Source organism: Deltaproteobacteria bacterium (genome assembly GCA_016930875.1).
In the GTDB taxonomy this organism is placed as follows: Bacteria; Desulfobacterota; Desulfobacteria; order Desulfobacterales.
Genome location: JAFGFW010000170.1, coordinates 32,009 through 57,319, shown reverse-complemented (window position 1 = coordinate 57,319; position 25,311 = coordinate 32,009). Strand labels below are relative to the sequence as shown.

General features: G+C 49.0%; 26 protein-coding genes. 25 read left to right on the top strand and 1 reads right to left on the bottom strand.

All coding sequences use genetic code 11. The annotated features are described in order from the left end of the window. Positions 1–7: 7 nt before the first annotated feature. Complete coding sequence (locus JW883_14620) at positions 8–727, top strand: hypothetical protein (protein MBN1843500.1); 720 nt, start codon at positions 8–10, stop codon at positions 725–727. Positions 728–899: 172 nt separating this feature from the next. Here the strand turns inward: JW883_14620 and JW883_14615 are convergent, their stop codons facing one another. Beyond that, positions 900–1,391 (bottom strand): hypothetical protein, encoded by a 492-nt coding sequence (locus JW883_14615; protein MBN1843499.1) that lies wholly within the window; start codon positions 1,389–1,391, stop codon positions 900–902. A 925-nt stretch (positions 1,392–2,316) separates the two neighbouring features. On the opposite strand from JW883_14615, the gene JW883_14610 reads away from it, so the two are divergent. The 24 genes from JW883_14610 to JW883_14495 all read left to right on the top strand — a co-directional run bounded on the left by JW883_14610 (position 2,317) and on the right by JW883_14495 (position 25,309). After that, a complete protein-coding gene (locus JW883_14610; protein MBN1843498.1) occupies positions 2,317–3,945 on the top strand; it encodes a flagellar hook-length control protein FliK in 1,629 nt (542 codons plus the stop codon). A gap of 83 nt (positions 3,946–4,028) precedes the next feature. Further along, positions 4,029–4,694 carry a flagellar hook assembly protein FlgD gene (locus tag JW883_14605; GenBank protein MBN1843497.1) on the top strand — a complete coding sequence of 222 codons (666 nt, stop codon included), beginning with the start codon at positions 4,029–4,031 and terminating at the stop codon, positions 4,692–4,694. 83 nt (positions 4,695–4,777) lie between these two features. Further along, positions 4,778–6,187 (top strand): flagellar hook protein FlgE, encoded by a 1,410-nt coding sequence (locus JW883_14600; GenBank protein MBN1843496.1) that lies wholly within the window; start codon positions 4,778–4,780, stop codon positions 6,185–6,187. Between the two features lie 16 nt (positions 6,188–6,203). After that, a complete protein-coding gene (locus JW883_14595; GenBank protein ID MBN1843495.1) occupies positions 6,204–7,967 on the top strand; it encodes a motility associated factor glycosyltransferase family protein in 1,764 nt (587 codons plus the stop codon). 401 nt (positions 7,968–8,368) lie between these two features. After that, positions 8,369–9,133, top strand: a complete 765-nt coding sequence (locus JW883_14590; protein ID MBN1843494.1) for a MotA/TolQ/ExbB proton channel family protein — start codon at positions 8,369–8,371, stop codon at positions 9,131–9,133. Between the two features lie 12 nt (positions 9,134–9,145). Then, entirely contained in the window at positions 9,146–9,931 is a 786-nt protein-coding gene (locus JW883_14585; protein MBN1843493.1) for a flagellar motor protein MotB, read from the top strand. 11 nt (positions 9,932–9,942) lie between these two features. Next, entirely contained in the window at positions 9,943–10,731 is a 789-nt protein-coding gene (locus JW883_14580; GenBank protein MBN1843492.1) for an OmpA family protein, read from the top strand. Positions 10,732–10,854: 123 nt separating this feature from the next. Beyond that, a complete protein-coding gene (locus JW883_14575; protein MBN1843491.1) occupies positions 10,855–11,373 on the top strand; it encodes a flagellar basal body-associated FliL family protein in 519 nt (172 codons plus the stop codon). Between the two features lie 19 nt (positions 11,374–11,392). Continuing rightward, positions 11,393–12,379, top strand: coding sequence for a flagellar motor switch protein FliM (fliM, locus tag JW883_14570; GenBank protein MBN1843490.1), 987 nt, complete (start codon positions 11,393–11,395; stop codon positions 12,377–12,379). Between the two features lie 36 nt (positions 12,380–12,415). Continuing rightward, positions 12,416–12,817: a flagellar motor switch protein FliN gene (fliN, locus tag JW883_14565; protein MBN1843489.1), complete on the top strand. Its 402-nt coding sequence runs from the start codon at positions 12,416–12,418 to the stop codon at positions 12,815–12,817. An 80-nt stretch (positions 12,818–12,897) separates the two neighbouring features. After that, on the top strand, positions 12,898–13,275 hold the full coding sequence (fliO, locus tag JW883_14560) for a flagellar biosynthetic protein FliO (protein MBN1843488.1): 378 nt from the start codon (positions 12,898–12,900) through the stop codon (positions 13,273–13,275). Positions 13,276–13,288: 13 nt separating this feature from the next. Beyond that, entirely contained in the window at positions 13,289–14,068 is a 780-nt protein-coding gene (gene fliP, locus JW883_14555) for a flagellar type III secretion system pore protein FliP (protein MBN1843487.1), read from the top strand. Between the two features lies 1 nt (position 14,069). After that, positions 14,070–14,339, top strand: coding sequence for a flagellar biosynthesis protein FliQ (gene fliQ / locus JW883_14550; GenBank protein MBN1843486.1), 270 nt, complete (start codon positions 14,070–14,072; stop codon positions 14,337–14,339). Positions 14,340–14,365: 26 nt separating this feature from the next. Then, positions 14,366–15,148: a flagellar biosynthetic protein FliR gene (fliR, locus tag JW883_14545; GenBank protein MBN1843485.1), complete on the top strand. Its 783-nt coding sequence runs from the start codon at positions 14,366–14,368 to the stop codon at positions 15,146–15,148. Positions 15,149–15,151: 3 nt separating this feature from the next. After that, the gene (flhB, locus tag JW883_14540; protein MBN1843484.1) at positions 15,152–16,219 is read left to right on the top strand and encodes a flagellar biosynthesis protein FlhB; all 1,068 of its coding nucleotides are present in this window, start codon (positions 15,152–15,154) and stop codon (positions 16,217–16,219) included. 157 nt (positions 16,220–16,376) lie between these two features. Then, positions 16,377–18,416: a flagellar biosynthesis protein FlhA gene (gene flhA / locus JW883_14535; protein MBN1843483.1), complete on the top strand. Its 2,040-nt coding sequence runs from the start codon at positions 16,377–16,379 to the stop codon at positions 18,414–18,416. Further along, positions 18,406–19,485 carry a protein FlhF gene (locus tag JW883_14530; protein ID MBN1843482.1) on the top strand — a complete coding sequence of 360 codons (1,080 nt, stop codon included), beginning with the start codon at positions 18,406–18,408 and terminating at the stop codon, positions 19,483–19,485. Before flhA ends, JW883_14530 begins: the two co-directional genes overlap by 11 nt. 39 nt (positions 19,486–19,524) lie before the next feature. Beyond that, complete coding sequence (locus JW883_14525) at positions 19,525–20,394, top strand: MinD/ParA family protein (GenBank protein MBN1843481.1); 870 nt, start codon at positions 19,525–19,527, stop codon at positions 20,392–20,394. A 65-nt stretch (positions 20,395–20,459) separates the two neighbouring features. Next, complete coding sequence (locus JW883_14520; protein ID MBN1843480.1) at positions 20,460–21,179, top strand: FliA/WhiG family RNA polymerase sigma factor; 720 nt, start codon at positions 20,460–20,462, stop codon at positions 21,177–21,179. 10 nt (positions 21,180–21,189) lie between these two features. Continuing rightward, positions 21,190–21,969, top strand: a complete 780-nt coding sequence (locus JW883_14515; GenBank protein ID MBN1843479.1) for a flagellar basal body-associated FliL family protein — start codon at positions 21,190–21,192, stop codon at positions 21,967–21,969. Positions 21,970–22,462: 493 nt separating this feature from the next. Further along, positions 22,463–22,951 carry a hypothetical protein gene (locus JW883_14510; GenBank protein ID MBN1843478.1) on the top strand — a complete coding sequence of 163 codons (489 nt, stop codon included), beginning with the start codon at positions 22,463–22,465 and terminating at the stop codon, positions 22,949–22,951. Between the two features lie 28 nt (positions 22,952–22,979). Then, entirely contained in the window at positions 22,980–24,101 is a 1,122-nt protein-coding gene (locus JW883_14505; GenBank protein ID MBN1843477.1) for a hypothetical protein, read from the top strand. Next, the gene (locus tag JW883_14500; GenBank protein MBN1843476.1) at positions 24,098–24,370 is read left to right on the top strand and encodes an EscU/YscU/HrcU family type III secretion system export apparatus switch protein; all 273 of its coding nucleotides are present in this window, start codon (positions 24,098–24,100) and stop codon (positions 24,368–24,370) included. Before JW883_14505 ends, JW883_14500 begins: the two co-directional genes overlap by 4 nt. A 261-nt stretch (positions 24,371–24,631) precedes the next feature. Continuing rightward, positions 24,632–25,309, top strand: a complete 678-nt coding sequence (locus JW883_14495; GenBank protein ID MBN1843475.1) for a flagellar hook-basal body protein — start codon at positions 24,632–24,634, stop codon at positions 25,307–25,309. The last annotated feature ends 2 nt before the right edge of the window (positions 25,310–25,311 follow it).

Genomic DNA, 25,311 nt, shown 5'->3' with positions numbered 1-25,311 from the left:
AAATAGTATGAGCAGTAAACGCTCACCCATAAGATCTTATGCATTGATAACACTGTTGTGCTTTCTTATTGTCAAGTTAGGCTTGACCACCATATTTGTATGCACAAAAAACCCCACTCTTTCAGCGCCTATTTGGGAAAGTGCTGCAGCGTTGGCAAAGGATGATAAGGCAAGCCGCACAGAGAATCGGACATCAGGGCCACCGCCAGACACAGCGAGCCAAGCGCCTCCTGATGTGCCAGACCTGACCGAGCTCCAGAAGGAGATCGCCTCGCTTGAAGCCCACTTGAAAGGGATCAATCAAGATATTGACAAGTACTTCAAGGCGGGTGCGGCAAAGACCGTAATAACTCCGGAAACCCTTGAACAGAAACGCGCTCAACTGGAGAAAGAAGGAGAACGGCTCAAAGAGGAACGGAAACGGATAGAAGCGCTGAAACAGGAACTCGATGAAAAGTTTGTCAAATTAACGAAAATACAGGATGCCATACAGAGCAAACTCGACGAAAAGAAGATCCTTCAAGACAAAAGGATCAAGCACCTGATCAAGATATATACGACAATGCCTCCGAAAAAAGCTGCCGCCCTTATAGAAAAGCTTGAGATGGAAATCATTATTGCTGTGCTTTCCAAAATGAAAGGAGAAAATGTGGGGCAAATCCTCCCGTACGTGCCGTCCGAAAAAGCCGCCGCGATAAGCGAACGCCTTGCCAAACTCGGTTTATGAGTATAGGATCTAATTTAGGGATTCAGGGATTGAGGAATTAACGAATTGAAGGATTAAGCGATTGAGGGATTAGGGGATTGAGGGATTACATGAATTTCCGCCAACCCGCCTGCCGGCGAGGCAAGTTCCTGGATTCCTCAATTCTAAATTCTTCAATTCCGGTTCATCCGGGTTACGGACGTTCCATTTTTTCGATATAGATATTGAAACTGTCCTGGGATTGGCTCGGAGTTGTTGCCTCCGGTTTGGAAGACACACCTGTACCATAAACAACGCTTTCATTGCCTTGTTCGTCCACAACCCTTTTTACAGGAGTGGTATGAAACAGCTTCAGTATCATTTCCTCTGAATAACCCGCTTTTTTCAGTAGCTCAATTTGCTTTGCTGAAAGGTCCGCCTTGGCAGGGTCCTTGTATCGGTCGGCCAAAATTACCCCCTCCAGCATCTTATCATCCGCCCCAGATTTCTTTAGTGTTATTAGAAAAGCGGCTGTGACAGAACATGTTTGTTCGGCAATCAGCGTTTGAATCACAGCATCGCTGATCTTTGCTTTTCTCATTTTCTCGATATCGCCCGGACTGACCAGAGAGTTCATTGCCCAAACGGCAGAACTCAGGACTATCGCCAGACTCATAGCGCCAATGACTCTTAGATTTCTTTTCATGTGGTATCAGGCGTAGATGTCCACCAAGCTCCCCTTTTCAAAACTGGTGGGGTGTTTCGCAGGTCGAGGAATACGGGGTTTGCGGAAATCGTTAGATATCTCGTTTGTATCTTGACGTTGAAGAGTGGCCATGTATGGGTGTTTCCCGGAAGATGAGGTTGTTTTTGCAATTGGGAAAACTTGAACATGTTGTGTGGGACTGACTCCCATCTTTAACTTGTCTCCTTAAGAAGATATCTCATCTCATATACAAAATAATAGAAGGTAAGTCTCGTAAAGTCAAGTGTTTTATTTCACATGGAAAACGTGGGCCTTTGGGCGTCACTTCTTAAAAAGTTCGGGCAACGCGGTTGCCACAAGTGCCGGGGGCTGAAGGCTTTTTCTTCCAGACGATATCAATTATGCCCAAACATCGTGGCCATATACTTATGATTAGAAGAAGTTATTGCCAAGAGCAAGAGACCGTGCCAGCAATCATAAGTATCTGACCACTGCGAAGACCTGTGCCAATAACAGAGATATCGCCTTGCAGAAAAAACCTTCATCCCCTTAGTATTGAAAACCTACCTTCGGGCTTCGTCGCCGACTTCGCCAAAGTAGCCTTGGCTACGACGGCTGAAAGAGTGAGACGGCTCTGCGATACTCGGTTCGGTATGGCGTCGAAATGGCTAGCATATCAAAGCCACGTCCCCTGGGCCCGGATGTTTCCGTTACCGGCTTGGGAAACCGGGGAAATATTTTCCTCCACACCTTCTGCAGGGGAAATTATTTCAGCCTTTTCCGCGTATTTCGTGCTCTAAAATGCATGCCGCTTCCCTAACCTCCTGTCTTTCCAGCTAATATCTCAGACGATCTCTTTTGGCATGTTCGTTGCTCTAAACACAGCCAGCGACCATGAAAACCAGAGGGATCAAATAAGACAAACATGAATCCGCAAGCAATAAAACTCGACTGTCTGCTTGAGCACGTGAACGCCGTCCAACCACAAGGCGCTGCAGGAAGGACCGGGAATAAGGGAGAACCAGGGAAGCTGTTTTTGCTGTTTCTGGACCAGACATTAGATGCTGCGAAAAAAGGTTTTTCGCCTAAGAAGCGTCAGGGAGCAAAGGGGGCAAATACTGATCGTGACTGGCTCGATCTGCTCCGGAACCAGTTGTTGTCTGCCGGCCTTGCCTTAAAGGACATTTCGTTATCTGGCAATGCGTTGCCTGGGCTGGAAAAACTCCTGTTGGCCGAGGGCCTCCCGGAATCCGATGTAAAAGCCTTTCTCAAACGACTTTCTGGTGGTGATAGTGGACGTGAGATCAAAATCACCGAACTTTTTGAGAAACTCGCAGATTTAAGAAGAATGTGCGAGAAAAAAGCCAGTGATCCTGTGCTTGAAGTCTCGGCCTTGCCCTATTTGGAGACCCTGTTACGTTGCCTTGGGCTGGATGTCCAGCAGGCAAAAAAGGTCATCAGCCAGGCAAGGGTTGACGGCGGAGGTCTAAACCTGAAAGATCTCATTCAGAACCTGGAAGGAATTGCGGAGGAGCTGCCCAAAGGAACCAAACACTTTGAGCAACAGTCCGCTGAGGAAGTAAAGGGCATGCTGGCACGCATGGGCCTGGCAAAAGAGGCGGCCAGAATAGACGGGCCCGTGTCTTTGGAACGATTTGTCCGGATCATTGAAGAGAAGATTGGCAGCCTGTTGCCACAGAGTTTGTCGCAAGATCAGGTGGAGAGTCAAGTAAAGGGGCTTCTGGCCAACGTGTTATTGGCATCTAATGAAAACGGCCCGAAGTTCACCTTGGAGCGCCGTTATTCCCGCACACTCAAGGGGCTTCCCCATGATGGACCCAAGGGTAAGGGTAATCGGGCGGGGGAACCAACGGCAGAAGCCTGGAAAGAAGTGGCATCGCAGTTGAATAAGCCTGCAGTCAAGGGTGAGGGGCCTGCTGAATTGCGGTCAGAAAGGGACAAGTTCTTTCACGGAATAAAAAGACTGGCTGATACTGTTCGGAGTAAACCTTCGGAAAAGACGCCTGAGCAGAAAAGCGGGACTGCAGCCCTCCTGGGAAGAGAAGCCATGATGGGCCGAGCGCCTGTTTCTCAGACCGTTGCAGGGCAAGGAGCCAGAGTTATTCCCATGCACGTTGTTGATCAAGTGGGAAGACAGCTTGGCCTGGCCCTGAAGAGGGGAGACAACCAGGTGCGTGTCCAGTTAAAGCCTCCCCACCTCGGATCCATTCAACTGGAGATGACGCTCAAGGAAAACGTATTGAAAGTGGCCATGATCGCCGAGCATCACTCTGTAAAAGAACTCTTGATGTCTCATGTCCATGAACTCAGAGATGTCCTGGTGCAGCAAGGTGTTGAACTCCAAAAGATAGACGTTGAAATCAACCATAACTTCGGCCACTCCATGGCCAATGCTCAAAGGGACCTCAGCGGGGCACAATTGCGGAGGCACAGCCCTGCTTCTTCATTTGGTGAATCAGAAGGCGAAGCGGTGATTGCCGATACAGCAGCGGGCCATATGCGCGGGAATGCCTTGCTGGATATGTTTGCATAGAAACAGAGTCACTAGTTATTAGTCATTGGTTACTAATGACTAGTGACTAGTCACCAATGACCAACTGAGAAAGGAGCGATAGCATGTCCATAGCAGCTCTTGAACCAATCTACTCTCAGACCCCGGACGTTAGCTCGAAATCCAAGGACGACCTCGGGATGAATCAATTTCTGACTATGCTGGTTGCCCAACTCAAGCATCAAGATCCCTTGAATCCTATGGAGGGCACGGATTTTACAGCGCAGTTAGCCCAGTTTTCCGGCCTTGAGCAGCAATTCAAGATGAACGAGTACCTCGCAGATATCCAGGGGGCCCTGATGGCTCAGGAGAACGGCAACGCCATTGACTATATGGGAAAGATGGTCAAGACTTATGATAACACGATTTGCATAAAGGACGGTCAAACGGACTTGAGTTCCTATGAACTGGAGAACGGGGCCGATGTGACCTTTACTATCTACAACGAGCAGGGGGTCGAGGTCCGAAAAACCTATGAGGGTTGGAAGGATGCCGGTGAGCACGATCTTGAATGGGACGGCCGGGATAATTCCGGCGAGATGGTCGATGACGGAGTCTACGCCATTGAGGTCGAAGCTAGAGATGAAGAAGGTTCCATTGTAAGATGCAATGCCTATGTCACCGGAGAGGTAACAGGTGTGACCTATGTGAGCGGTATGCCTTACTTTATGATCGGGGATAAGCTGGTGTCACCTGCCAACATTGTAGAGGTCAGGGAGAGCGGTGGTTAGCGGGCAGTAAGGAGTAGACAGTAGGGAGGAAGATGGAACAAGTGACCAGTGACCAATGACCAGACAAAAGGAGGGGAGATAACATGTCACTTTCAAGCGCGCTTTTTTCAGGCATCAGTGGTCTAAGTACCCTTGGAAATTCCATGACCGTTATTGGCGACAATATCGCCAATGTGAACACGGTCGGTTTCAAGGCAAGCCGGGTGACTTTTCAGGATGTGCTGAGCCAGACCGTGGCCACTACGGCCGGCACGGCCCAGGTAGGGCGTGGCACGAATCTGGCTGATATTTCATCGAGTTTTGCCCAGGGATCTTTTGAATCAACCGATTCCACTACGGATCTTGCCATTGGTGGCGAGGGCTTTTTTATGGTTAGAGATCCCAACAATGAAAACAATGAATTCTATACGCGGGCCGGTGAGTTCCAGTTTGACAAGGACGGCAATTTTACCAATCCCGCAGGCTACATAGTAAGGGGATGGTCGCTGGACTCAACCGGAAATAATACGGGTTCTATTGGGGACATCACTTTGTCTTCGTTTACGTCCCCTCCCTCTGAAACAGACAGAATTTCTATGATCACAAACCTTGATTCCGATTCCACGAGTAACACAATAAATTTGCATGAAGCGTGGGACGGGAGCCAAACAACACCTCTGGGTACCAGCGCCTACGATTATTCGACAACCGTCAAGGTGTTCGATTCTCTGGGAAGCACCCACGATGTTACCATCTATTTTGACCCCACTACTTCCAATAACTGGGAGTATATTGTGACCTGCAATCCGTCCGAGGATCAAAGAACCACTGCTGCTGACCCAGGCACCGGTTTGCTGGCAAGGGGGACCCTCACATTCAATACGAGCGGCACGATTACCAGCGGGACCATGAGCACTTTCAATGGCGGCGCGTCGTTGAGTGACGCAGGTCTCGGCTGGACTGCTCAGAGCGTTACAACCAATGGCTATCTGGCGTTTGACGCATCATTTGTCAGCGGCACAACCATGACTATCGAACTAAATGCAGGGACCCGCCGCAATAGCACGACCAGCACCTGGGAGCCGGAATCGCTTTCCACAACCCAGTATTCCACAGCGTCTTCAACGACCTTTCAGTCGGCCAACGGGTATGGGGCCGGAGCTCTGCAGTCTGTTACAGTAGGGGTGGACGGCGCCATTACCGGTCAATACTCCAATGGCGAGGTCATTCCCCTCTACCGGGTGGCCCTTGCCAAGTTTCAGAACGAGAACGGGCTTTACAAGGAAGGAGGCAACCTTTTCAGGGAGACCAGGCTGAGCGGCGACCCCATTACCGGCGCTCCTGGAAACAACGGCCTGGGCAGTATCTCGCCCAACTCCCTTGAGCAATCGAACGTGGATATTGCCACGGAATTTGTGAGGATGATTACGACCCAGCGGGGATTTCAGGCCAACTCCAAGATCATTACGGTGACCGACCAGATGCTGGCGGAACTCATCGCATTGAAACGATAGTAAGAAATGAGTGGCCATGATAGCCCATCCTTTTCTGGAAGCAAATTTGAAGGCCCTGGAAAGACTGAATGCACCGGTTTTTTGCTGGCTGGCCCGTCAGAAAACTGAGGTCCGTGACCTTGGTGAGAACCTCACGACCAACAGGTGGGGACTGCTTGACTGGCGCCTTCCTTCGGGCAAGGGTTTATTCGATGCCATCTGTCCAAAGACCGCGTATCGCGACTGGATTCCCAAGGACAAGCCGGAGACAAGCGCCACTCTGATTATTGGCTGTAACCTGGGCTATGGGATCAATCATGTTCTGGCGAACAGCCCGGATTCTCACAAGGTGTTGGTGGTCGAACCCAGAGCCGAAATGCTCCTGGCCTGTCTGGGCCAGACCGATTATCGGCCGTTTCTTGAGAAGAGCAGGCTCTTGTTTGTTCCTCCAAACCTCGAATTTTTGCGCAAAGTCGTCTGGAAGCTGGACCTGCAATATGTGTTCGGAAATATCTTTGTTCTGCCTGACATACCCAGCCACCAATTGGGACCTGAATATGCCACCTGGGCCAACCACTGGAAAGAGATCCTGGAAAACTTCAGCGCTGACGTGAATACATTACGGTCAAATCAGGACGTCATGGTCAGGAACGAACTCAAGAATTTCGGCCGGGCGATTCAAGACGGAAGCCTTTTGGCTCTTGAAAACCAGGGCCGGGGGCTGACGGCAGTCATTCACGGCGCAGGTCCGTCTTTGGCAAGATTTGCCCCGCTCCTGGCAGAAAACCCGGGCTATGCCCTCCACGCCTGTGGCCTGCAAACCCTGCCAGCCCTGCAAGTGCATGGGCTTAAACCCCATTTGTGCCTTGCCATTGATTACACTATGGCCATGAAAAGGGTTTATGATCGGCTGGATATGCAATGGGCCAAAGACATCCCTCTCATCTATTCCTGCAAGGTAGCTCCTGAGGTAGTGAGGGCCTATCCTGGCCAGACCCTTCCCTTTTGGACCGTTTGGGGGTTGGGCACATACATGCCGCGGGATCGGGAACTGGTCTTAAGGAGCGGGGGAAGCGTTGGAGTTGCCTTGACCCGGTTTCTCAGGTGGTGCGGCGTGAGCCAGATCCTTCTCGTGGGATATGACTTTGCCTGGCCAGGGGACAAAACCCATGTGGCTGGTCACCTCGCATGTGGAAATACATTCCGTTTTGACCCCAAGCGCCACATCGTGATGAAAAACAGGGAAGGCAAGACTATCTATTCGGACCTGGCCTATATAACCGCACTGAGGGATCTGGAAAATGACCTGAAACAATGCGACATTCCTGTTTATAACCTTTACGGCGGAGGGGCAATCATTAAGGGAAGCAAAGAGGTTACCTGGACTCAAGTCATTGACAAGGGGCTTCTGAGCTCAATAGAGGGAAGCCTGGAACACTTTGTTGACACCCTGAAGCGGAGCAGGTCGCCCAGGCCCTGGCCTGAGTTTGAAGCCCGAAGCCCTCGGTGGGTCAGTTCTTTGCGGTCAGTGCAGAAGCGGCTCAAAAGGCTGTTTGAGAAGGCGGGCAGACACCAGCAGGAAATCCATACAGTATTAACGCAAGTCCTTTTTTTTCTTCGCCAGGATCCTTTGTACCAGCCGTATTTGTACAACGAGATCTTCAATATTGCCGGCCTGGTCCACGCTCGGTCCAGGTATGGCCTGAGAGAAATGGCAGAGTGCAGGTCTATATTGAAACGGGTTGCAAAAAAGGTCCGGGAAATGGATCAACACCTTGTATATAACAGGAAAGCCGCATAGTTAGGAACTGAGAAAGTGGGAAAGTGAGCAGGTGAGGAAGTGTACAGCATATCTACGATCTTCAATGACCAATGACAAGCGACCAACGACCAATCACCACTTCCTCAACACGTCAACAGATTGACAGGACCTTTCCCATTTGACACGCTTTGTCTGTCAGAAAACGCGATGGTGTCATTCACAACGGAATTCATTGCTTCTCAAACAGGCGGGCCTCTTGCAAGTTAGCCATAAAAGTATATGGATTTAAAAGATATTCAAGTCATGTCTCTAATGCTCTTACCGTTTTCGTCCTGCTAACTACCTCCCATTGATCACTCACACCAGCCATTTGATCGAAGTGGCACAAAGGTTGCTGTGATCCTTAAGTTGAGATCACACTATATTACAGGGGAACAAACATGGACATTGCAACCGTTCTCGGAATTGCTTCTGCCTTTGGCCTTGTGCTTGTGGCCATTTTTATGGGCGGAGGCCTCGGCCTCTTTGTCAATGCTCCTTCCCTGATGATCGTGGCCGGTGGAACCCTCGGCACGACCATGATCAACTACCCTTTGAAAGAAGTACTGGGTGTAATCGGGGTTGTGAGGAATGTCTTTTTTTCAAAGGTATCGCCGGCAAAGGATATCATCAACCAATTTGGCGAGTTTTCCAACAAGGCCCGTCGCGAAGGGATTCTTGCCTTGGAGTCTGAGGTAAAAAACATTGATGAGGAGTTTCTGCAGAAGGGTCTTCAACTCTCGATCGACGGGCTGGAGCCTGCCTCGATCAGAGAAATCCTTGAAACCGAGATTTCCTATGTGCGGGATCGGCACAAACTCGGCGCAGAGATCTTTACGACCATGGGGACTTATGCTCCGGCGCTCGGTATGGTCGGCACCCTCATCGGTCTTGTGCAGATGTTGCAGTCTATGAGTGATCCGAGCTCCATCGGACCGGCCATGGCTGTGGCCCTTTTGACTACCTTCTACGGCGCGGTTGCGGCCAACCTTCTTTGTATGCCAATTGCCGGCAAGCTCAAAACCCGCAGCAGCGAGGAAGTCCTGGTCAAGGAGTTGATGCTTGAGGGCGTGATTTGTCTTTCAAACGGAGAAAACCCTCGCATCGTGGAGCAGAAGCTTATGGCGTTTCTCCCTCCAAACCAGCGGGAAGCAGAGACCCAATAGGAATTGAGTCAAATGTCAGGTGAAATAAAACGGGAAAAAAGACAATCTGAGGGCGGTCCCAGCCAGGCTGGTATAAGGGTCTTGATTGTCAGCCTCTTTATTATTCTCCTGGCATTTTTTATCGTGCTTAATTCGATTGCCGTTGTTGATGAGAGGAAGACCCTTGCGGCATTGGGTTCATTGATAGGAAGCTTTGGGATTTTACCGGGCGGGCTTTCTGCTTCTAAGGAGGGAGAGGTGAGACTGATTTCCGCAACCCAGGTCCCCATGGCTTCGCGTCGAGCAGAGTCAATGGAGATACCTGATCTGGACAAGCCAGACACCAGATCTGTCGCCACACGAACAATGCCGAAGGGGGAGGTAATCAGTATACAGGACCGGGTGCTTTTCGACGAAGCAAGCTACAAAATCAAGCCTGCAGGCTACGATTTTTTGAAGAGACTTTGTAAGATCATCAATGAGGAAGGATACCCTGTTGAGATCACCGGGCATACGGACAGCAGACCTCCGGATGAGAAATCCGTACGTTCCAACTGGCAGCTTTCATCTCTGAGGGCATTTGAGGTCTTAAAGTTTTTTGTGGTCGTTGGCAAGGTCCTTCCGTCACGCCTGACAGCCTATGGCTGCGGAGAGCATAGACCGGTTGCAAGCAACGAGACAAGACAGACAAGGGCGCAAAACAGCAGGGTTGATATTATCCTGGCGCACAGTTCAACTGGAAAGCTTAAAGAGATTATTCAGAAGGGCCAATCCGGATTCGTCGTTTTCAAGCGATTTGTGTTTAGCATCTTTGATTAGGCGGGCAGGGCATGGGGAAAAACAACAACGAAAATGATGTCAAGACAGATACCACCATGTGGATGGTCACCTTCGGGGACCTGCTGATGCTTTTGTTAACGTTCTTTGTGATGCTTCTGACCATGTCATCCATGGACGCGAAGGCCCTGCGCTCTCTCTTTAGTGTTTTTGAGAGTGGCCTTGGTGTTATGGAGTTTTCTGATTTGGCGGCGATAAAGCCCATTAAAGAGCAAGGTGAAATTGTTTCTTCAAAATGCGGTGACCTGTCGATGCTTAGCGCTCTGAATAATCGGCTGGACGAGTTGTTAGGAAAGCGCCAGGAAACAGAAGTCGGGAGCCTGGAGACACTGGAAGGCCTCCTTGGCATAGGCCGTGGCCGGGAAACCGGTGAAGGCCTTGGAGGCTTGAGCAGTGTTATGGATGTCTCAGAAGATGAACGGGGCGTTGTCATTACAATTATGGCAAATGTGCTGTTTGACTCCGGTGCGGCTGAGATCAAAGCAGCCATATTTCCGTTACTCGATACAATTGCTAAATTGCTCGGTGGCGTTTCCAACGAGGTGCTCATTATGGGGCATGCAGACAATATTCCAATGCGCAGCGGGCGCTACCGTTCCAACTGGGAGCTTTCTTTTTATCGAGCCTTAAACGTGCACGGATATTTTGTGCAAGATAGAGGCCTTTCGCCCAAACGACTTGCCGTTGGAGGATACGGCGATTTGAGGCCGCGATTTTCCAACAGCACAAGACAGGGACGCGAGAAAAACAGGAGGGTGGAGATTATCCTAAAGAGGATATAGTTTTGGCTGTCTATGGATTACAAGAAAACATTTTTGGGGTAATGATTATCGAAATGAAAATTGAAGAGGCTTTTGTGAAAGGCTCTACAAGCCTGCAGGGATCGTGACTGAAAGGAGCGCAACATGGCAGAAGAAGAAAACCTGTCGGTTAATGAAAGTGAAGGTGCAGGAGGGGACCAGAAAGGCTCCTCCAAGAAGTTCATTGTTATAGGAGTCGCACTAGTCCTATTGCTCGGAGGCGGCTTTGCAGGATGGAAATTCTTTTTGGCTGAAAAATTCTCGGCACAGGACGGCGAGACGATTGAAGAGAGCGCGGAAACCGCTGAAAGCTCACCCGGGGCCAGGATCATTTATGAAATGAAGCCTTTTATTATTAATTTAATCGGTCAGCAGGGCAAGCGATATCTTAAGACAAAACTCGAACTCGAGGTTGACAGCGAAGCTCTCGAACAAGAGCTTGCAGAACGTGGCTCTCAGTTAAGGGACGCAATTCTCTTGCTGCTGGCAAGCAAGTCCTTTGATGATATCAGTACGCCGGGTGGAAAGATTCAACTCCGAAGTGAGTTGATTGCCCGGATCAATCAAACTCTAAAAGGGGGCGCTATCCGGACACTGTACTTTACGGAGTTTGTCGTGCAGTAAAGGGGTGGTGGAGTGACTCATGTCAAACGTTTTATCACAGGAAGAAGTCGATAGCTTACTAAAGGGGGTCTCAAGTGGCGAGATTGAGACTGAACCGGATAGCCCTGAGTCTGAAGATGTTGTCGTCGCATATGATTTTACTCGTCAGGAACAGATGCTCCGTAACCGAATGCCGAGTTTTGGGATGGTTACGGAGCGATTCGCCACGACTTTCCGGACCGACCTTTCTGCCATGGTCCGGAAAACCGTAGATATTGAGGCAGAGCCGGTTGATATGGTCAAGTTCGAAGATTATCGTCTTTCCCTGCCTGTCCCCACAAGTCTCCACATCTTTCGAGTTGACCCTCTCGTGGGACAGGCCCTCGTTGTTTTGGACGGTCGTTTGGTTTTTAGTCTGATTGAATGCTATTTTGGCGGCAAAGGGACAGAACAGGTGAAGATTGAAGGGCGGGACTTCACACCCATAGAGAACGCCATGATTCGGAAAGCCGTCAGGATCTGCCTGGAGGATCTCGCCGCAGCGTGGGAGCGCATTTTTAAGGTTAAAATGACGTATGTGCGTTCAGAGGTCAATCCAGAGTTTGCCACAATAGTGATGCCCGGCGACCTGGTTATAGTGAATCGTTTCAATATCGATATCGAGGGGATAGGGGGAAATATGAGTGTGTGCATTCCGTATTCCACTATCGAGCCAATTCGTAACAAGTTCTGTGGAGGCCTGCAGGGCGATCAAGTGAATAGTATGGATGCGAAATGGGAAAGGCGCCTGCACGAGAGGATTCGCGAGACGACGGTCGATGTGGTTGTCGAGCTGGGCACAGCGAAAATTACGGCAGAGAGGCTGCTTGATGTCAAGGTTGGCGATGTGATTCAGCTTGAGCAATATGCAACCCAACACCTGATTTGCACGGTTCAAGGTGTTCCGAAACTTGAGGGACGTCCGGGTATCATGAGGGGCAGTCGGGCTATTAGGATAGAGAAACTGAACCTAATGGGTGAGATATAATATCTGACAAATTTTAAGGAGTGACCTATGTCCGATATGTCGCAAGACGATGTTGATAGCGTTGGATCCGGAAACGATTCAACAGTGGAGGAGCAAAAGGATGAGAGGAGCCCGGATACTTCTCTGGAGACGGCTGAAGCCGCTAACGCACAGGGGGGAAGGGATGAGCCTGACGGGGGCAGGGGTTTGGACTTTATCCTCGACATTCCGCTGGAGGTGTCGGTTGAATTGGGCCGAACGCAGATGCTCGTCAATGATTTGCTCCGGTTGGGACAAGGTTCAATTGTCGAGTTGACAAAGCTTGCCGACGAGTCAATGGATGTCTATGTGAATCGCAAGTTATTCGCACGTGGCGAGGTAGTAGTTATCAATGAGAAATTTGGCATAAGGCTGACTGATATTATTAGTCCCATTGAGAGAGTCAAGAAACTGGCATAGACGGAATTGCCGCGCAATTTCATACAAGGCGGCTAGATAAGGAATTAGATCACTTGGACGGGTTAAGAGAAACATCGCAGATGATTCAACCTGACCTCTGGGGGGCCGGCCTCAAGACTCTGGCCATGTTGTGTATTGTTATCGGAGTCTTGATACTTGTTCTCTTTCTCATGAAGCGATTTCTGTATCTAAGAGATAGCTCAGGGCAGGGACAACTCATCAAGATGCTGTCGTCCTATCATGTTACTCCTAAAGAGCGAATTGTCTTGATTGACGTGGCAGGTGAAAAGCTGGTGATCGGCATCACTCCTGAAAACATAACTTGTTTAGCAAGAATTGCAAAATCAGAGGCCCTTGAAAGGATTGAAGGCGCAAAGCCCCTTCAGGCGGGCCGTGGTCTTTTCGAGAAATTGCTGACGTCGTCCCTGAAAGGCAAAGCCAGATCAACTGAGAGATAGGATCGATTGGAAGATGCAAAATAAGAAACGCAAAGTGAACCGACACACCGTTTTCATTTTTTATTTTGCACTATTGCTGATAATTCCTGCTATCGCCTTTTGTGCGTCTGTTCCGCTTCCATCGCTCCAGGTGGGCATTGGACAGGCAGAAAACCCGGAACAGGTCTCAGTGTTGCTTCAGGTTGTTGCATTGCTTACCGTGCTTTCCCTGGCGCCGGCTATTTTGATTCTAATGACTTCGTTCACAAGGCTGGCTGTGGCCTTTTCGTTTTTAAGACATGCATTGGGCACTCACCAGATGCCGCCAAACCAAATCATGATTGGCCTCGCCTTGTTTCTGACTTTTTTCATCATGATGCCGGTGTGGCAACAGGTTAACGACAAGGCTATCAAGCCGTATATGAATGAAGAGATATCGCAAGCTGAGGCGCTCGAGGCGGCCATGGCTCCGGTCCGCCGGTTTATGTTCAGGCAAACGCGAGAAAAGGATCTGGCGCTATTTGTGAATATGGCTAAGTTGGACAAACCAAACACGTCGCAAGATATTCCTTCTTCTGTTTTGATACCCGCCTTTGTTGTGAGTGAACTTAAGACAGCTTTTATCATTGGGTTTTTTCTTTATGTGCCATTCTTGATCATTGATATGGTAATCGCGAGTGTTCTTCTTTCAATGGGGATGATGATGCTGCCACCGATAATGATATCCATGCCGTTCAAACTCATTCTATTCGTTTTGATGGACGGGTGGCACTTGATTGTGGGTTCTCTGGTTAAGAGTTTTGTGAGCGGGTGATATGACTCCGGAATTTGTTGTCGGATTTACTCAAGAAGCTATCAAGGTGACGATTCTGGTCGCAATGCCGATGCTGGGCCTTGGGCTTATCGTGGGGTTGGCGGTAAGCATCTTTCAGGCTGTCACACAGATCCAGGAAATGACTTTGACCTTTGTTCCCAAAATACTGGTTGTGCTTTTGGGCCTCCTGTTTTTCTCTAACTGGATGCTACAGCAACTGATTGACTTCGGACAAAACTGTATCACACAAATACCGATATATATTAGATGACAGTGGAATAATGAAATGGTGGCATAATGGACCTTCTTGGCCTTTCACCTGAGCAATTCAAATCATTTGTTCTGATTCTGATCCGGATCATTGTTGTACTGTTTATGTTGCCTATTTTTGGAGGGCGCATGCAGCCAAACGCTGTCAAGGCAGGACTCGCCTTGCTGATTAGCATCGTCCTCTTTCCGGTAGTTCATCCGGATCCAAACCTGTTTCCGGAAGGCCTTCTGGCTGTCGTAAGGCTTATCCTTTCCGAGTTGGTTTTTGGGCTTGTTCTTGGTTTGATCCTGCGATTGTTTTTTGCCGGGGTCCAGTTAGGGGCGCAGCTCATCGGGTTTCAGATGGGATTTGCTATTGCTAACGTTCTTGATCCCGAGTCAGGGGCGCAGGGTTCTATTTTGGCCATGTTAGGCTATTGGATTGCCATTTTGTTTTTTTTGCTCCTGAATGGCCACCATATTTTACTAAAGACGCTGGTTGATAGCTTCTCTGTTGTCGAGGTGGGGTCATTGGGTTTGCATGATGGACTCTTTAGCAGGATGCTAGAGGTTTCAGCGGATATGTTTGCGATGTCCATCAAAGTGGGCGCTCCGGCCATAACTGCGCTGCTTTTGACAAGCGCTTCATTTGGCATCATTGCCAGGGTGGTGCCACAGATGAACATTCTTATTGTTGCTTTCCCGCTAAAGATAGTTGTTGGGCTGTTCTTTTTTGGCCTTTCATTGGAAGTCCTGCTTTGCTTCACGAAACGGTATCTTGTGGAATTTGAAGGCGTGTTGAGGATCGTAATGAATTTGGTGAGGGTGTAAACATTGGCAGAAGGGGATTTCCAGGACAAAACCGAAAAACCGACCGGCAAAAAGCGGTCTGACGCAAGAAAAAAGGGACAGGTTGCGAAAAGCCGTGAGGTGAGCTCCGTGGCTGTGCTCTTGGCCGGGCTTTCAACGCTTTATCTGTTTGGCTCCTTTATGTACGGTCACATAAGGTCCGTGATGGAAAAAAGCCTTTCCATGGTCTCGCAGCCCACTTTGGGCTTATCGGGGCTTTTGGTTTTTGGTCAGGATGTCGTGCAAAGCTTTGTCATAATAGTGGTCCCAGTGATGGCAGCCGGGGTCATAGTTGCTGCCTTATCGAATTTTCTTCAGGTGGGTGTGATGTTTACCTTTGAGCCGGTTATTCCGAAGTTTTCCAAAATAAGTCCCCTCAAGGGCTTGGGACGGCTCTTTTCCAAACAATCCTTTATGGAGCTGTTTAAGTCCGTGGCAAAGCTTGCCATAGTTGGCGTCATCGCCTACTGGACGGTTAAAGGAGAGATGGACCGGTTTTTGGACCTTGGAGGGATGGGCGTCGCAGCGATCGCCTTATATATCTTAAAGGTCATCTTGAAAATCTTTCTCCGGGTTTGTGTGGTTATGATCTTTTTGGCTGTCCTCGACTATGCCTTTCAGAAATGGCAGTTTGAACAGCAATTGAAAATGACCAAGCATGAGGTTAAAGAAGAATTCAAGCGGAGCGAAGGTGATCCGCTCATCAAATCAAGGATCAGAAGGATTCAACTGGAGATGGCTAGAAGACGTATGATGCAGGAAGTGCCCAAGGCCGACGTCGTGGTGACAAACCCGGTCCGCCTCGCTCTGGCCATTAGGTATGACCGCGCTGTCATGAACGCGCCGCAGGTTGTTGCCAAAGGATCGGAACTGGTAGCCGAAAGGATTAAGGCGCTGGCTAAAGAGCATGACATACCTATCGTTGAAAACAAGGGATTGGCTCAAGATCTTTACAGAATGGTTGAGATTGGCAGTGAAATACCTTCTGCTTTATTTCAAGCGGTGGCTGAGGTTCTGGCTTATGTCTACAGGCTAAAGGGCAAACTGGGATAGTAACCGTTTACAGGTTCACCCCGTTAAACAGGGTTCCCTTCTGGAAGTTTAACAGGGTGAACTCTGAACGTGTGAACGCTTAGAGGGGGATTTCGTGGCAACAGCAGGAGTAGGGACTCAGCAGAACACATTTTTTGCAAACAACAGTGATTCCGTCATGGCCCTTGGCGTGGTGGCCGTTTTGATGGTCATGATTATACCGCTGCCTCCATTTTTGCTGGATTTTCTGTTGGCCCTTAATATCACTATATCCGTTATTGTTATTCTGATGGCCATGTATACGGTTAAGCCTTTGGATTTTTCCATATTTCCATCTCTTCTGTTGGTGACCACACTGTTCAGGCTCTCATTGAACGTGGCTTCCACAAGGTTGATACTACTCCACGGAAACGAAGGTGGATTGGCTGCAGGGAAAGTCATCAAGTCATTTGGGAGCTTTGTTGTTGGCGGCAATTACGTTGTGGGGCTAATTGTTTTCATCATCCTGGTTATCATCAATTTCGTTGTCATCACCAAGGGTTCCGGGCGAATCGCTGAGGTGGCCGCACGTTTTACCCTTGACGCAATGCCCGGGAAACAGATGAGTATTGATGCGGATCTGAATGCCGGCCTTATAGATGAGAATGAGGCCAGACAACGCCGGGCTCTTGTTGCAAGGGAGGCCGAGTTTCACGGGGCCATGGATGGCGCAAGCAAGTTTGTTCGCGGAGATGCCATCGCAGGGATAGTCATTACATTCATTAACATCATTGGTGGTTTTGTCATCGGGGTCCTTCAAAAGAAGATGGCCGTTATCGTGGCAGCGCAGAACTACACGCTCCTTACGGTGGGTGACGGGCTGGTGACTCAAATCCCCGCTCTTATCATATCAACCTCTGCAGGTATTGTTGTGAGCCGTACTGCTGCCGAATCCAGCATGGGGGTTGATTTTGGAAGACAGCTTTTCTCCAACCCGCGAGCGGTATATGTCGGATCGCTGGTGATCTTCTTGTTCGGACTTGTTCCCGGCCTTCCCCATCTGCCATTTATGGTTCTCGGCGCGATTATCGGAGGGTGCGTCTATGTCTTCCAAAGAAAACAGCAGGAGGCTCTGGCGCAGGAATCTGCCAAAGAGGCTGAGACAGCAAAAGCCGAAGAAGGGGTCCCTGAATCGGTGGAACATCTTCTTCTGCTTGATCCCATGGAGCTTGAGGTGGGATACGCGATCATATCCCTTGTGGATAGACAACAGAACGGGGAGCTTCTCGATCGAATCAGGTCGATGAGACGCCAATTTGCCTTGGAAATGGGTATGGTCATTCCAGCGATTCACATAAGGGATAATTTGAACCTAAAGGCGTCTGAATATAGGATTTTGATAAAGGGTGTGGAGGTTGGCAGGTTCGAATTGATGGTCAACCATTTAATGGCCATGGATCCTGGGGACGTTGGCCAAGTGATCGATGGTATTGCGACCAGGGAACCCGCCTTTGATCTGCCTGCTTTGTGGATACCCGAAAAAAAACGAGATGAGGCGAAATTTGCGGGATACACCGTAGTCGACAATACTGCGATCATAGCAACGCACCTGACCGAAGTTATTCGATCCCATGCCGATGAATTGCTGGGGCGACAGGATGTTCAAAATCTCTTAGATAATCTTGCAAGAACCCACCCCAAAGTCGTGGAGGAAGTCACGCCCACCCTGCTTTCTCTGGGCGCAATTCAGAAAGTGTTGCAGAATCTTTTGAGAGAGGGAGTTTCGGTCAGGGATTTCCTGACGATTGTGGAGGCGCTGGCTGATTATTCGCCAGTTACCAAGGATCCTGACCTCTTAACAGAGTACGTCAGGCAGAGGCTCGCCCGCGCCATTGTGAGCAACCACATACCTGAAGACGGCGTCTTGAATGTTTTGACTCTCGAACAAGACGTTGAGGACGTTCTGCTGGATAGCGTTCAACATACTGAGCATGGTTCATATTTGTCAGTGGACCCGAAGGTGGCCACTTGCATCATGAAATCAGTCAACAATGAGACAGAAAAAGCTATGGCTAAAGGATTTCAGCCCATCATCCTATGTTCTCCGCAGCTCAGGCGACATTTTAGAAGGATGATCGAGCAGTTTGCGCCATCTCTAATGGTGCTTTCTCATAATGAACTCTCAAAGAATATCCGCTTTAAATCCTTGGGAAAGGTGCAGTTACAGCATGGAGGTTAGGAGGTTTCAGGCAGACACCATTCAAGAAGCGACCAATATGGTCAAGCGAGACCTTGGCTCGGATGCCCTCATATTGTCAACGCGAAAGCTGGACGTTGAAAAGGGGGCATCAGCATACAGAACCAAGGGGCTGTTTGAAATAAGCGCGATGGCAGGTGAAACACGCAGGGATTCAACAAGGGTGCCGCCTCAAGATCCCGCTTTTTTCGATGCTCTGAAGTCGGAGTTGATGAACATAAAGGAGATGCTTTTTCTTTTGGGTCGATCTCGGCCCCTTGCGGAAGGTTTCGCGGCCAATCCGGAGGCGATGGACGTCTATGCCAAAATGATTCGAAGCGGCATTGGCGAACCTTATGTTCACGCATTCCTGAAAAAGGCGGGGGCGTTTGATGAAGATATGCGATCAGATTCGAATGGATTGCACGAGCGGGTCTTGAAAGAGGTTTTAAAGGTCATCGATATCACCGATCCTTTTGCTCGGGCTGAAGGTCAGATCGTAGCCGCTCTTGTCGGGCCTACAGGTGTAGGCAAGACCACAACGATTGCCAAGTTAGTGGCCGATCTTAGCCTGAAACAGAAGATGACCGTAGGACTTATCTCCATAGACAATTATAGAATCGGAGCTATGGAGCAGCTTAAGACGTATGCCGCCATCCTGGGTGTGCCATGTTTTCCCGCATTCAGCTGCGCTGATTTGCAATTTGCTCTAAGACGACTGAATGAAAAAGATGTCATTCTTATAGACACGGCAGGGCAGAGTCACTACGACATGGAGCGTATGAAAGAGATGGCAGGGTTGGTCGGCAGTGATCGCTCCATCAAGAGTCATTTGCTTCTCAGTACGGCAACCAGTGCATCTGAGATGGATGCGGCCGCCAGGAATTTTGGTCGGTTGAACCTGAGCAGTTACATTTTTACCAAAACGGATGAGACCAGAGCAAGAGGAGTAATCGTAAACCAGTCTTTCAAGCTAAGGATGCCCATTTCCTTTATCACAACAGGCCAGCGGGTTCCGGAAGACATTCTGAAGGCAACCAAAACAGGCATACTGAGCCTGATTTTTCAGTAGGAGAGTATTAAGGTGGATCAAGCAGACGGCTTGAGACAGATGGTCAGAAAGAAAGTCCATGATATGCATGGCGGTCGAGATCGACGCAGATATTGTGAGGAAACATCCTTTACGCGTGTCATTTCTGTCACGAGTGGCAAAGGTGGCGTGGGTAAGACCAATATTGTAGGAAACCTGGCCATAGCGCTGAGAAGACTCGGAAAGAGCGTGTTGGTATTGGACGGGGATTTGGGCCTGGCAAATATTGACATTATTTTTGGCATTAGCCCTGCCTACAATATCAGGCATGTAGTCAACGGTGAAAAAAGTCTGGGCGAAATAATAGTGGAAGGGCCCGAAGGAATTCAAATCATTCCGGCTGGCTCCGGAGTCCAAGACCTGGTCCATCTGACGCAAGGACAAAAACTCAACCTGCTGAATGAGTTTGATGCATTAGAGGAAAATTTTGACATCTTTCTGATCGATACCGGGGCGGGCATTTCTTCCAATGTCATCTATTTTAGCATTGCTGCGGATGAGCGGATTGTAGTGGTTACCTCTGAGCCTACTTCAATAACAGATGCCTATGCCTTGATCAAAGTGATGTATACCAAGCATGGCACGAAGACTTTCAAGTTGCTGGTTAACATGGTGGACCGTGAAGAGGAAGCCAAGTCGGTTTTTGAGAACTTGAGCAACGCTGTCGTTCGCTTCCTTAATGGGATATCGTTGGAATATATCGGGTTTATTCCAAGGGATGGCAATGTGGAAAAAGCGGTTAGGCAACAGAACACTGTGATCCGGAGTTACCCGGAGAGCATATCAAGCAAGGAGTTCTCTGTATTGGCTGGTCGCATGCAGGTCTCGTCAGCAGATGTGGCGCAGGATGGGAATATCAAGTTCTTCTGGAAGAAACTAATAACTCGTTAGTCATTATGCAAAGAGCTTCAGCAATATACTCATACGGCAACACGAAGACCAAGTGGCCCAGCGCTATGAATGATATGGAGCGTAGCGCCTTGATTGTTCAATATGCTCCCTTGGTGAAATTGTTGGCAAACCGCTTGGCCATGCGCGTCCCGCCAAACGTCTCTGTGGATGACCTGACCAGTGTGGGCATTATGGGACTGCTGGATGCTATTGACAGATTTGATCCATCTCGAGATGTTCAGTTCAAGACCTATGCCGAATTCAGGATCAAGGGGGCTATGCTGGATGAACTCAGGAATTTGGACTGGATTCCGCGATCAACCAGAAAAAAGCTCCATGATATGGAAAAGGCCATCGTGGCCGTTGAAGCCAGGTTCAACAGGCCGGCAGATGACGCGGAAATTGCCGATGAGATGGAAATTGATCTTGATACTTACTATGGCATCCTCAGCATGGCTAAAGGAATTGATCTCTTGAGTCTGGATGGTTATGTGAAGGACGACAGGGATAATACGGAATCCAGAAAATCCTTCAAGAGTTTAATCCAAGGAGATGACAACCCAGGAGATCACGTGATTGTCTCGGAACTGAGGCGTGTCATAGCCAGAGCCATCAAGACACTATCGGAGAAAGAACAAATGGTGGTTTCGTTATACTACTACGACGAGTTGACACTGAAAGAGATTGGGAAGGTACTGGGACTGACTGAATCGAGAATTTCCCAGATTCACACCAAGGCCATTATCAAACTTAGAGCCAAGCTGAAGCCATATCACCAGACATAAGAGCTCATGCATGGACAATCTGGAAGAAAACACAAAGCAGCTTGATAACAATGACAATATCGAACCCGAATCGAGCGTCGAAAGGGAAGGTCAGCCTGAGACCAATAGCTCAGCCGGTAGGGGAGGCGAAACAGAGGGCGGTCAGGTGGCAGAGGCCACAATCATATTGGAAGACGCCACTGAACCGACTCGATCTGCAGAGTCAGAGGAAACGCTAGAAGAGAGTGGAAATTCTACGCAAGACTCAAGGGAACAGGAGACAGAAACAGCATTTCCGGATATTTCGCCTTCTGATGCCCCTGAAAGTGGGCCCCTGTCGGCAGTTCGTGCCCAACTCAAGAAATATCAACGTCCCATTGCCGGCTTCATTGTTGGCACATGTGTGCTTTTTTCGGTTTACGGGATAACAGGACTCGTCACAAAGGGCAAAGAGGAAAAACGCAAGACAGTCTCTGTGCAGGTATACCAGGCTTCTGTAGAGAACGGCACGGCTGATATTTTTCATTTTGCCAGGTTTCTGGTTTTTCTTGCCGAAAAAGGTGACAGGGCATATCTGTTGTTGAGTCTTTCGATTAAACCGTCAAACAGCGCGGTGTATAGTGAGGTGGACGAGAAAATGACCCTTTGCAGAGCTGCCATCTACGGAGTTTTGAGTAAAATAGCTATGGGAGAAATGGAACGGATTGACTCCAGGAAGAAGCTGAAGAAAGATATTATTGATGCCCTTAATGCCGTACTTGTGACCGGAACCGTGGACAGGATCGATTTTACCGAATTTCTGCTGGTGTAACCGGAAGCCAGGCGCCACGTGATACTTGATGCTGGTTACTGGATATAAAAGGATTTCTTTTTGATTTATCCAGCATCGAGCATCTAGCAACCAGCATCTTTACGTTGCGAGCTATATAGGTATTCTACCACCATAAACTGGTCGGTTTGAGGCCGTGGGTTCACTAGACAATGGCGCGTATCACGGACATGAAAGTCCCTCTTGGGCAAGGGACTGGAATTAGAGAGATACAAAAAGGCAAACGGCAGGCCTTTGAACTGAACCGGCCTTTGCCCGCAAATAGGAGAAAAGGGAAGAAAAAAAATAGGTCCGGCGATAAGTCCGCAGATTCCCGACGGAGTGCATACCAATACAAAGATTCAACAAAGAAGAGGGGTCAAGAGAAAGACTCAAAGATTCCGGGCGCCCTGTTAGATGTGGTGATTTGAGCCTGGGAACAAGAATGATGGACTTTTTACGAAGCCGTCAAGGATGAGTTCAAAATCGATTCATCATGCTGACAACATCCGTGGAATTCTGGGCGATCATACAGATTATTGTGGATCTGTGCCTGATCGTACTTTTCATCGTCTTTGTAAGACAAGTTAAGGCCCTGGGCGACAGGTCCGGAGCATCCGGGACGGAACATATCACTGATACACTTGAGCCTGTCCTAAGAGATGCGCAAGAAGTGGCGGGGCAATTTGAGGTCCAGCTCAAGGAGAAACAGAAAATAGTCAGAAGGCTCAACGAACACCTTGACAGGCGCATTATCAGTTTGAATTTGCTGCTCAACCGTGCTGAAGCCAGCCTTGCTTCCGGTGGGAGCAAGGCTATACGCCATAAAGATAAAGACGTGTGTCATTTGCAGCAAGAGATCATCACGCTTTCAGATAAGGGGCTCAGTTCGGAAAAGATAGCAAATCGCCTCGGCATTGCCAAAGGTGAGGTCAGCCTTGTGCTGGATTTGAGAAAGAGATTTCAGGAAATGGATCAGGCTTAACCCCTGCCCAGTCTCGTCCGATTGAGAAATGCTTCATAACCTTGACTACATTGTGCTTTCCCCGTCCAAGCTCGACCCTGGCAAAAAAGCAGACAATAGAGCAATTCCGCTATTAAAGAGACATGAGGTGGTAGAGGGTAGAATCATAAAATCAATTCCCCCTTATCACTCGCTTCTCCTGATCAAGGGCAAACAACTCGTCGCGCGAACACGAGTGCCGCTTAGGCCGGGAGACGTTGTCTTCTTCAAAGTAGAACAGCTTGCGCCGGAATGCATCCTGAAACTGGTTGAGCTGAGACATGAGAGCCTGGCTGGCGTTGGTGATCTGCTGAAAGGGAGCGCTTTTCAGGGGTTTCCCTATAATGCCCTTATCGACATCTTGAGTGTCTTGACAGTGTCTCTCAAGGATTCGGGTCCTGAGAAGTCGCCTCATATCCTCATGCGAATGTGGGCGTTGCTCGGCCGCATATCGCTTCACCCCGACAAAGCGCTTGACCCCGGGTTTTTGAAGTCATTCATAGATGGCTCGGGAATGATCTGGGAGCACAAATTGAAGTCGTTGCTTCTTTTGGGTTTGGAATCTCGGAACCAAGGCGCTGCCTTGACGGAACATGATTTGAAGGGATTGGCGTTGAGGTCGCTGGCAGATGCAGGCGCCATAAAGTTGTTATCCGGAAAGGGAGTAGGCAGATTCATCGACGCCCTTGAGCAACTTCAACTGCTGAATCTGAGCGGTTTGGAGGAAAAGGGCAAACTTCTATTTGTTATTCCTATGCAGTGGGATGATGGATTCAGCTTTGCCCAGCTTTTGATTGACATTTCGGGTAGGCGTGAAGATGGCGAGGATAAAAAAGATCAGAATAGGGTCGTCAACCTTTCTCTTTTTCTGGATATGTCTAGCCTTGGACCAGTTCTGGTGGATGCGTCGGTCTTTCAACAGGTCATAAAGATTGGCTTTTGCGTTTGCAATGAAAAAACTCAATCCCTTTTCAACAACCACACGGGTCATCTAGTAAAGCAGATCGAAAGACATGGCTTTTCCGTGCAGCAGATAAAGTGCCGGCTGGAGGAAAGAGGTCATCTGGCAGAGACATCGCTGGTTGACGCCATCTTGGATCCGGAAGAACACTACATCAGTATAGTCATATGACTCGAGAATCAAAAAAGGCAGTAGCCCTAAAATACAGGCCGGCTGACGGTTATGCGCCCCGTGTCACGGCAAGTGGCACTGGCGTGGTTGCTGAAAGAATTATCGAGTTGGCCCGAGAGCACGGAATCCCTGTAAAGGATGACCCCGACCTTGTTGAGGTCTTATCAAGGCTTGATCTTAACGAGGAAATCCCGCCCGAACTCTACGTAGTTGTTGCTGAACTCCTTGCCTTTGTCTACCGGCTGAACGGAAAAAACGGCCTGAAGTAGGAAGATTTTTCCCAGACCAGGGAATCAAAGGGCATTCACGGTTGGTCCTGTCAGGGTCAGCGCCACAAGAAAACAGCCCTTTATCGAGTGCACGACTCGTGTCGGACTGATTAAAAGTATCTGAAATAACATATAAAAAGCCTGGTCTACCTGTAGTTGTCTGTTCATACATGCGCAAGCCTTCAATAAAAACTCACCTGTGAGCAGGTATGGCATTTTCGTTGCAATCCCACTGATCAAAAAGAAGGAGGGCTGATTAAGTTGAATCCTGGTGTTTATAATGCGGTCAGAGGATGTCGCATTCAACAGTTCAAATTTGACACCATTGCCAACAATCTCGCCAATGTTGGAACTGCTGGATTCAAGAAGAGTGTTCTCTTTTTTGACGAGGCCCTGAGGGTCCACGAGAAAACAAACATGGCTCAAGGCAATATGAGGAATACAGGCAACCCACTGGATCTTGCTTTGTCTGGAGAAGGATTTTTCAAGGTGAACACCCCAGCCGGCATAAGGTACACACGAGATGGGAAGTTTCACCTTAACGCCCAGGGTGAGCTGGTGACTTCAAATGGCGACCCTGTGATGGGGTCAGGCGGTCCTGTCTCCATTGACGGAAAGGATGTGACTGTTGATGCCACCGGACGAATAGACGTGGATGGGACTGAGGTGGATACCTTATCGATCGTTTTTTTTGATCGATCTGGTCGCCTCCGGAAAGAAGGGCTGTCTTACTATGTCTATGAGGGAGATGTGGGGGAGGGCCCGCGTCCTGAACGGACCTCTGTTAGGCAGGGGTACCTTGAGGAGTCTAATGTGGCGCTCACAGAGGAAATGATCAGGATGGTGGAGGCCCTGCGAAATTTTGAATCGTACCAGAAAGTGCTCCAAACATTTGACGAAACCGACGGAAAAGCGATTAATGAAGTCGGCAAACTCTAAGG

Bases quoted from the DNA above. Each gene is read 5' to 3' on its own strand.
- fliP (MBN1843487.1), top strand. From the start codon at position 13,289: ATGCAAAATAAGAAACGCAAAGTGAACCGACACACCGTTTTCATTTTT.
- fliM (MBN1843490.1), top strand. From the start codon at position 11,393: ATGTCAAACGTTTTATCACAGGAAGAAGTCGATAGCTTACTAAAGGGG.
- fliN (MBN1843489.1), top strand. From the start codon at position 12,416: ATGTCGCAAGACGATGTTGATAGCGTTGGATCCGGAAACGATTCAACA.
- JW883_14580 (MBN1843492.1), top strand. From the start codon at position 9,943: ATGGGGAAAAACAACAACGAAAATGATGTCAAGACAGATACCACCATG.
- JW883_14595 (MBN1843495.1), top strand. From the start codon at position 6,204: ATGATAGCCCATCCTTTTCTGGAAGCAAATTTGAAGGCCCTGGAAAGA.
- fliO (MBN1843488.1), top strand. From the start codon at position 12,898: ATGATTCAACCTGACCTCTGGGGGGCCGGCCTCAAGACTCTGGCCATG.
- fliR (MBN1843485.1), top strand. From the start codon at position 14,366: ATGGACCTTCTTGGCCTTTCACCTGAGCAATTCAAATCATTTGTTCTG.
- JW883_14520 (MBN1843480.1), top strand. From the start codon at position 20,460: ATGAATGATATGGAGCGTAGCGCCTTGATTGTTCAATATGCTCCCTTG.
- JW883_14600 (MBN1843496.1), top strand. From the start codon at position 4,778: ATGTCACTTTCAAGCGCGCTTTTTTCAGGCATCAGTGGTCTAAGTACC.
- flhA (MBN1843483.1), top strand. From the start codon at position 16,377: ATGGCCCTTGGCGTGGTGGCCGTTTTGATGGTCATGATTATACCGCTG.
- JW883_14585 (MBN1843493.1), top strand. From the start codon at position 9,146: ATGTCAGGTGAAATAAAACGGGAAAAAAGACAATCTGAGGGCGGTCCC.
- JW883_14615 (MBN1843499.1), bottom strand. From the start codon at position 1,391: ATGAAAAGAAATCTAAGAGTCATTGGCGCTATGAGTCTGGCGATAGTC.
- JW883_14525 (MBN1843481.1), top strand. From the start codon at position 19,525: ATGGTCAGAAAGAAAGTCCATGATATGCATGGCGGTCGAGATCGACGC.
- JW883_14510 (MBN1843478.1), top strand. From the start codon at position 22,463: ATGCTGACAACATCCGTGGAATTCTGGGCGATCATACAGATTATTGTG.
- JW883_14590 (MBN1843494.1), top strand. From the start codon at position 8,369: ATGGACATTGCAACCGTTCTCGGAATTGCTTCTGCCTTTGGCCTTGTG.
- JW883_14605 (MBN1843497.1), top strand. From the start codon at position 4,029: ATGTCCATAGCAGCTCTTGAACCAATCTACTCTCAGACCCCGGACGTT.
- JW883_14515 (MBN1843479.1), top strand. From the start codon at position 21,190: ATGGACAATCTGGAAGAAAACACAAAGCAGCTTGATAACAATGACAAT.
- fliQ (MBN1843486.1), top strand. From the start codon at position 14,070: ATGACTCCGGAATTTGTTGTCGGATTTACTCAAGAAGCTATCAAGGTG.
- JW883_14500 (MBN1843476.1), top strand. From the start codon at position 24,098: ATGACTCGAGAATCAAAAAAGGCAGTAGCCCTAAAATACAGGCCGGCT.
- JW883_14505 (MBN1843477.1), top strand. From the start codon at position 22,980: ATGCTTCATAACCTTGACTACATTGTGCTTTCCCCGTCCAAGCTCGAC.
- JW883_14610 (MBN1843498.1), top strand. From the start codon at position 2,317: ATGAATCCGCAAGCAATAAAACTCGACTGTCTGCTTGAGCACGTGAAC.
- JW883_14530 (MBN1843482.1), top strand. From the start codon at position 18,406: ATGGAGGTTAGGAGGTTTCAGGCAGACACCATTCAAGAAGCGACCAAT.
- JW883_14575 (MBN1843491.1), top strand. From the start codon at position 10,855: ATGGCAGAAGAAGAAAACCTGTCGGTTAATGAAAGTGAAGGTGCAGGA.
- JW883_14620 (MBN1843500.1), top strand. From the start codon at position 8: ATGAGCAGTAAACGCTCACCCATAAGATCTTATGCATTGATAACACTG.